General features: G+C 71.3%; 7 protein-coding genes. 3 read left to right on the top strand and 4 right to left on the bottom strand.

What is annotated here, in order from left to right; translation table 11 throughout:
- The first annotated feature begins 355 nt into the window (after positions 1 to 355).
- From ACFYZF_RS00240 to ACFYZF_RS00230, 3 genes are all read left to right on the top strand, one after another.
- The gene (locus ACFYZF_RS00240) at positions 356 to 1549 is read left to right on the top strand and encodes a helix-turn-helix domain-containing protein (protein WP_387014055.1); all 1194 of its coding nucleotides are present in this window, start codon (positions 356 to 358) and stop codon (positions 1547 to 1549) included.
- Between the two features lie 321 nt (positions 1550 to 1870).
- Positions 1871 to 3073, top strand: coding sequence for a helix-turn-helix domain-containing protein (locus ACFYZF_RS00235; protein WP_387014054.1), 1203 nt, complete (start codon positions 1871 to 1873; stop codon positions 3071 to 3073).
- Positions 3074 to 3075: 2 nt separating this feature from the next.
- Positions 3076 to 3315, top strand: a complete 240-nt coding sequence (locus tag ACFYZF_RS00230; RefSeq protein ID WP_387014051.1) for a hypothetical protein — start codon at positions 3076 to 3078, stop codon at positions 3313 to 3315.
- Between the two features lie 193 nt (positions 3316 to 3508).
- On the opposite strand, the gene ACFYZF_RS00225 is transcribed toward ACFYZF_RS00230, so the two are convergent.
- The 4 genes from ACFYZF_RS00225 to ACFYZF_RS00210 form a co-directional block, all read right to left on the bottom strand.
- Positions 3509 to 4168, bottom strand: coding sequence for an HNH endonuclease family protein (locus tag ACFYZF_RS00225; RefSeq protein WP_387014048.1), 660 nt, complete (start codon positions 4166 to 4168; stop codon positions 3509 to 3511).
- Between the two features lie 137 nt (positions 4169 to 4305).
- Positions 4306 to 4800, bottom strand: coding sequence for a GNAT family N-acetyltransferase (locus tag ACFYZF_RS00220; protein WP_387014046.1), 495 nt, complete (start codon positions 4798 to 4800; stop codon positions 4306 to 4308).
- 138 nt (positions 4801 to 4938) lie between these two features.
- Positions 4939 to 5412, bottom strand: a complete 474-nt coding sequence (locus ACFYZF_RS00215; protein ID WP_387014043.1) for a hypothetical protein — start codon at positions 5410 to 5412, stop codon at positions 4939 to 4941.
- Between the two features lie 206 nt (positions 5413 to 5618).
- Entirely contained in the window at positions 5619 to 6077 is a 459-nt protein-coding gene (locus ACFYZF_RS00210; protein ID WP_387014040.1) for a lamin tail domain-containing protein, read from the bottom strand.
- Between the last annotated feature and the right edge of the window lie 183 nt (positions 6078 to 6260).

The raw sequence follows: 6260 nt of genomic DNA, 5'->3' as shown, positions 1-6260 counted from the left end.
TGATTGGTCCCCCCCACTGTCACTCGGCGGTGGTCCCCTTGGCCCCGGCACCCCCACCTTTGGCTTCCCAACTTCCCCCGCTGGCCCTGTTGCTGTCGACAGCAACAGGGCCAGCGGCGGAGGGTCAGGTCTGGAGGGCGACGGATCAGCGCTTGACGTCAGAGACGTACACGGACGAGGCCGGACAGAGCGCGTCCAGAACTTACAAGCGAGAGGTCGGCGCGACCGGAGGGCTGGCGGTTGGCGGTGACCTGGCGGCGCGCGTGGTGTTGGGCTGGCCGCGAAGCGTGACGGCACGTACCGTCCGTTGTGCAGGCTCTGTGCCGGAAGTCGTCGACCTCGTGCAGGAGGAGTCATGGCTGACTACATTGGGCTGCGCGTCGCCAGTTGGCGGGACGCCGCCGGGATGACGCAGCAGCAACTGGCCGATCGGGTAGGTGTGACCGCCTCTTACATCTCGATGATCGAGTCGGGACGGCGGCCGGTGACCAAGCGTTCGCGGCTTATTGCCTTGGCGAGCGCTCTCGGTGTGAGTGTCACTGATCTGACCGGGCAGCCGCATCTGCCCCGCAGTGAAGATGATCTCGCCATTTACGCCACTGTTCCGGCACTGCGTGGCGCTCTCGACGATGATCCGGAAGCGCCGGGGCATTCGCTGGATCCGTCCGTCCTGCGTGCGTCCGTGGGCCAAGCGATGGCTGCCCGGATGGCCTGTGACTACAAGGCGCTCGCGCGGCTGTTGCCTGGTCTGGTTGGGGCCACTCGGCAGCTCGCCGACTCCGGGCATCCGGACGGGCCGCGCTTGTTCGTCCGGGCCGCCGTGACCACAGTGTTGGCGATCAAGCCGTTTGGCTACATCGACTTGGCGGCGCGGTACGCGGAGCGTGCTGAGCTGGTCGCCGCATCCGCTGGGCCGACGGAGGTTGCTGCCGCTGCCTTCGCTGCCGCGCAGAGTGCCTTGTCGTCGGGTACGCACGGCGGTCGGCGGCGGTCGCTGGCGGTGGCTTCGAGCGCGGCGGAGCGGCTGGGCGACACGGGGGACGATGAGTCGTTGACCTGGTACGGGATGCTTCACCTGCATTCCGCGATGTCGGCCGCCTCACTGGGTACCGGCGACCCGGATGGGCACTTGGCGGAGGCGGAGAACGCCGCGCGTCGGGCCGGGTCCGACCCGTGGCGAATGGAGTTCACCCCGGCGAACTGCGGGATCTGGCGGGTGGGCGTGGCCGTCGAGAACGGCTCACCTGAACGCGCGCCGGAACAGGCTCGGCGCGTCGACCGGTCGCAGGTCCGCACCCCGAACCGCCGATGCCGCCTGCACCTGGACGCGGGACGCGGCTGGTATGCGGCCGGCGACCAGGACCGGGCGGTTCTGGCGTTCCTGGAGGCGGACAACGCGTCACCCGCTGAGCTACGGTCCCGGCCGAGCGTGCGGGAAATCGTCGGACAGATGGTCAGGGATGCCCGCCGACGGGGTTCCCCCGAGCTGCGGGACCTCGCGATTCGCATCGGGATCGATCCGTTGGATCCCGAGCCTCACGGAATCTAACTGACAGTTAGTTTGCCATCACGCCGACCGATCTACCGTCCGAGCAAGGACGCGATCGAGCACCCACCGGCATCAGTGCCCGCTGTGGTCGCGTTCCTCGATACGGGGCGCGACGGCGGCGGTCCTTCCAAGAGCACCCGCCGTCGCGTCCCTCCCCAGCGGAGGTAGGGATGAACGACGACGGTCCGGTCGAGGGCAGAGGCGAGCAGATCCAGGCGGCGGAACGGGAAGCGGCCAGGCGGCGGCTTCTCGCGCAGGCTGAGGCGGATCGGATACCGGTCGAGGAGACGACCAGGGCAGTGCCGGACCGGCGGTGGCGGCGTGGACAGCAGTGACCGGCTGCCGGTCGGTCGGCGGGTGGCGCACTGGCGGGGGCGGCGGAAGTTGTCGCAGCAGGTGTTCGCCGACCGGCTCGGCAAGTCGAAGAGTTGGGTCGACAAGGTCGAGCGTGGTGTCCGGTCCCTCGACAAAGTGTCCACGCTCCAGGACATCGCCGCCGTCCTGCGCATCGACACGGCGGTGCTGCTCGGCCGAGACGCCCAACCCGTTGCGGTGACTGAGCGGGCCGAGGGTGTCGAGCGGATTGGTGAGGCCCTGTCGGCGTACGAGATCGCCCTGGGTCGGCCGGCGGTCCGCCGCGTCCTGCTGTCGGCGGACCGGTTGGCCCGGCAGGTCGAACACGCGTGGATCATGTTCGAGCATGCCCGGTACCCGCAGGTGATCGCCCTGGTGCCGGACCTGTTGGCCGGCGCGCAGCGCGTCCACGCCGACGATCCCGGGTGGGGCCGTCCGCTGCTGGTGGAGGCGTATCGGGTGACCGCGTCGCTGCTGGTGAAGCTCGGCGAGGCTGACCTGGGCTGGCTGGCCGCCGACCGGGCCATGGCCACCGCCACCGGCGATCCCATGTTGGTGGCCGCCGCCACCGTGCAACTCGGCCAGGTGCTCCGCGCGACAGGGCGAGCGCGGGCCGCCATGTCGGCGACACTGGCCGCCGCCTACCGGATCGCCCCGCCCGACCCGGCCGACAGCACCACCGCAGAACTGTCGCTGTGCGGAACGCTGCTCGTGCAGGCGGCCCTGGCTGCGGCCCGACACGGCGACGACCGGGCCGCCGCCGACCTGATCGACGAGGCCGCCGACATGGCGGCCCGGGTAGGCGACGGCCACGACCACCACCGGACCGCGTTCGGGCCGACGGCGGTCGACCTGGCCCGTGCCGCCGCAGCCCTCGAACTGGGCAACGCGGACGAGGCGGTCGCCTGGCACGAGAAGACCACCAAGCGGGACGCCTGGCGGTGGCTACCGGTCGAACACCGCGCCGCCCACCTGCTCGACGCCGCCCGCGCCTACCTCCAGGCAGACGATCCGATCAGTGCGGGCCGGACGCTGATCGACGCCGACCGCACGGCACCGGCCGAGGTACGCCAACGCCCCGCCGGCCGGGAGGCCCTCGCCCAGGTCGCCCGTGACCCACACGCGCCGGCCACGATCATCCAACTCGCCCTCACCCTCGGCGTGACCTGAGCATGACCGCGCCGTTCCTGTCCCTGACCCAGATCCGCAACCGGCTGATCCTCACCGCCCGAGCGATCCTCCGCGACCACCAGCCCGGCCCGGGCGGCCGCTGTTCGGCCTGCCGGACACCGGACTGCCCGGTGGCGACCGCCGCCCGCAACGTCCTCGACGCCGCCGAGAAAGCACAGCAGCGGAGCACAGCAGCCCCGCCGACCGCACCCGACCGGGACGAGCCGCAGCAGACCGGATGACCTCGGACGACACCCGATCCGACCCGCTCGCCGCCAGCTCGGGACGAAGAGGTCGTTGGCTCGAATCCGGCCACCCCAACCAGAGGTAGCAAGGTCAAGGCCCCTCCGTGGCGGGCCTTGACCGTTTCCGCGGTCACCGAAACGTCGACGCCGGGTGGAACTGCTCGTGGCTGACCGGTCGGCGACTGACGGGTCAGTACGCGTACGTGACCGAGATGGTGACGTTGGAGCAGGAGTTGGCCAGGCTGGTCAGGGCGTTCTTCTCAGCCGTGTCGACGGTGAGCCGCCAGCGGGTCTTGGTGGCCACCCACTCCTTGACGTAGCGGCACCGGGCGGAGCTGTACGACGGCATCCAGGTGGCCGGGTCCTGGTCGCCCTTGGACTGGTTGACGTTGTCGGTCACGGCGATCAGCGGGCGGGAGTCCCCCAGGTCGTTGGCGTACGCCTGGCGGCGGCTGGTGGACCAGTTGCGGGCGCCGGAGTCCCAGGCTTCGGCGAGCGGGACCATGTGGTCGATGTCGACGTCGCCGGTCGCCGTCCAGTAGGCGTTGTCGTAGTAGGAGTACCAGCGCCCGCCGGAGAGGGTGCATGTGCCGGTGATCGTCGGCGCGGTGACGGCCTCGGCGAGCAGGACCTCGTTGCGGGTGTTGCAGCGGTCGCCGTCGGCGTCGATCCAGTGCGGGAACAGGTCCCGGCTGTAGCCGGTGCGTACCTCGGTGGCCACCGGCAGGGCCGCGACCGCGGTCCGCAGTGGGGCCGAGTAGCTGGCGGCCCAGGCGGGGTTGGCCAGTCCGACGGTGGCGGCGAGGGTGGTGGCGAGGGTGGTCGCGGCCATGCGCAGCGTACGGTTCATGGTGCTCCGTCCGGGTCGGCGAACTATCGTCCGTCATGTATATAGACAGACGTGGTATTCCCACAACCAGGACTCCCAGGTGAACCTTCCGCGAACCCCGCCGGGCGGCATCGTCCCGACCGGGACCGGTCACCTGGTCAGAGGTCGATCACCCAGTGCCGGGTACGGAAGACCTGGCCCCGGAACGGCGTCTCGCGCTCACCGAGGAGAACGAAACCGAGCGACCGGCAGATGCCGTTCGAGGGCCGGTTACCGACCCCGGGAAAGGCGTGCACCCGCGACCAGCGCCCGTCGTCGCGGGCCTCGTCGAGCAGTAGCCGGACCGCCCGCTTGGCCACTCCCCGTCCCTGGCACTCCGGCAGCACCATCCAGCCGATCTCACCACCGGGCTCGCCGTCGATCTCGTGCCGGTGGAGGGTCACCGTGCCGGCCACCGTCGCCGGTTCGGCCGGGTCGGGCACGATCATCCTGATCAGCCCGACGCCCCGCGCCACCAGGTCGATGTCGTGCCGGAGTTGGCCCGGCACGGACTCCGGTGGCATCGGCCCGCCGAGGTCGGCCATCATCACCGGATCGCAGCGCATCCGGCGGTACGCGTCGATGTCACCGGCGTCGACGTCACGAAGAAGCACTCGTTTCCCCTCGGATCAGACGGCTGGCTTTGACGGTAGCGCCACGGTCTGATGCGCCCGCCGCCACACCCGCACCGAGGTCCCCTAAACCGCCCGCGACGCACCGGGGCCTGGCGACCACGCCGGCCCCTCCGCGGCTCAGTCGTGCAGCTCGGTGCGCCGGATCTCGGCGAACGCGGCGGTCAGCCAGCCGTCGAGCGGCCGGTCGGTCCCGGCCAGCAGCTCGGCGAGCAGCAGCGGGGCGTGCCGGGCCAGCGCGGCCGGGTCGGGCGGGGTGGCGTCGTCGTCCGGGTCGTACACGCCGAGGGCGCCGGCCAGCAGCACCAGCACCACGTGCGGGTCGACGCCCGGCTGCCAGCTCGCCGCGCCCCGCACGCAGGCCTCCAGCACCTGCCGGATGTCGTCGCCGTCCAGCCCGTCGGGGTGGGTCTCCTCCAGCAGCAGCCGGACCACCGCGCCCAGCACCAGGCCGGACCGGTCCGCCGCCGCGAGCCGGTCGACCGCCTCGTCGTACGCCTCCCGGTCGCGCGCCCGGGCCGCGGACACGGCCTCGGTGGCCGCCACGGCGATCTCGCGGGCCGGTGCGGGCAGGTGTCGCCAGGTCGTCGTCATCCCGATCAGGATCGCAGACCGACCAGCCGGCGTCGTCGCCCCGGTCCGGCGGGAGCCCCGGCTGCCGCCCGCGTCGACGGTCGTGTGCCGCGTCACCACCGGCGGCGCGGGCCGCACCGGGACGGCTGAGACGACGGTGCGGCGGTCGGCTCCCCCCCTCACGAGAGCCGACCGCCGCACCGGCCGGACGGGTCCGGCCCCTGCGGTCAGCAGTTGGTGTAACTGCCGCTACTCCCCCACGAGCAGGAGTCGATCAGGGTGCCGGCGGAGTTGCGTACGTACGCGGTGTCACCGGTGTTGTTCCAGATGTACGCGCCCGACCCCCAGTAGCGGTCGGTCGAGGTGTTTGTGCCCTTGCCGGTGTGGATGTAAACGCTGGCGCCGGCGGCGAGCCGGAAGTCGCTGGTGAACTTGTAGACGTGGCTCGACTTGTCGCGCAGGGTCCAGGACTTCAGGTTGACGGTCGAGGACAGGCGGTTGGTCAGCTTCACGTACTCGGCGTTGAGACTGCTGTTCGACCGGTTGTCGGTGCCCGGCGAGTCGTAGTACGCCTTCGTGATCTGGAGGGCCGGGGTGGCGGCCTGCGCAGGCCCGGCCACGGCGAGCGAGCCGCCGACGGCGACGGCGATAGCCATGGCGATACCGGTCAGCCTCTTCTTCAACACGATCCCCCACCTGTAGACGGCCGGCCTCTGCCGGCCGGCGTGGAACGTGCACGAGGCTACCGACTCGTCCGGCCACTATGGACTGTGCGGAGCCCGCACCGCCAACTACCGGCCGCGGGTCGACCGATCGCGGCCGAATGGCGTTCCCGGCCGGCGCGAACGGCGCCCGGGCCCGACGCGAAC

Origin of the sequence: Micromonospora sp. NPDC001898 (assembly GCF_042891255.1) — a bacterium.
Taxonomy (GTDB): domain Bacteria; phylum Actinomycetota; class Actinomycetes; order Mycobacteriales; family Micromonosporaceae; genus Micromonospora.
The sequence above is the reverse complement of the archived record's forward strand: the minus strand, read 5'-3'. Positions and strand labels throughout refer to the sequence as shown.

What these genes read in the sequence shown, in the direction of transcription:
- ACFYZF_RS00230 (WP_387014051.1), top strand. Translation starts at nt 3,076, where the DNA reads ATGACCGCGCCGTTCCTGTCCCTGACCCAGATCCGCAACCGGCTGATC.
- ACFYZF_RS00215 (WP_387014043.1), bottom strand. Translation starts at nt 5,412, where the DNA reads ATGACGACGACCTGGCGACACCTGCCCGCACCGGCCCGCGAGATCGCC.
- ACFYZF_RS00240 (WP_387014055.1), top strand. Translation starts at nt 356, where the DNA reads ATGGCTGACTACATTGGGCTGCGCGTCGCCAGTTGGCGGGACGCCGCC.
- ACFYZF_RS00225 (WP_387014048.1), bottom strand. Translation starts at nt 4,168, where the DNA reads ATGAACCGTACGCTGCGCATGGCCGCGACCACCCTCGCCACCACCCTC.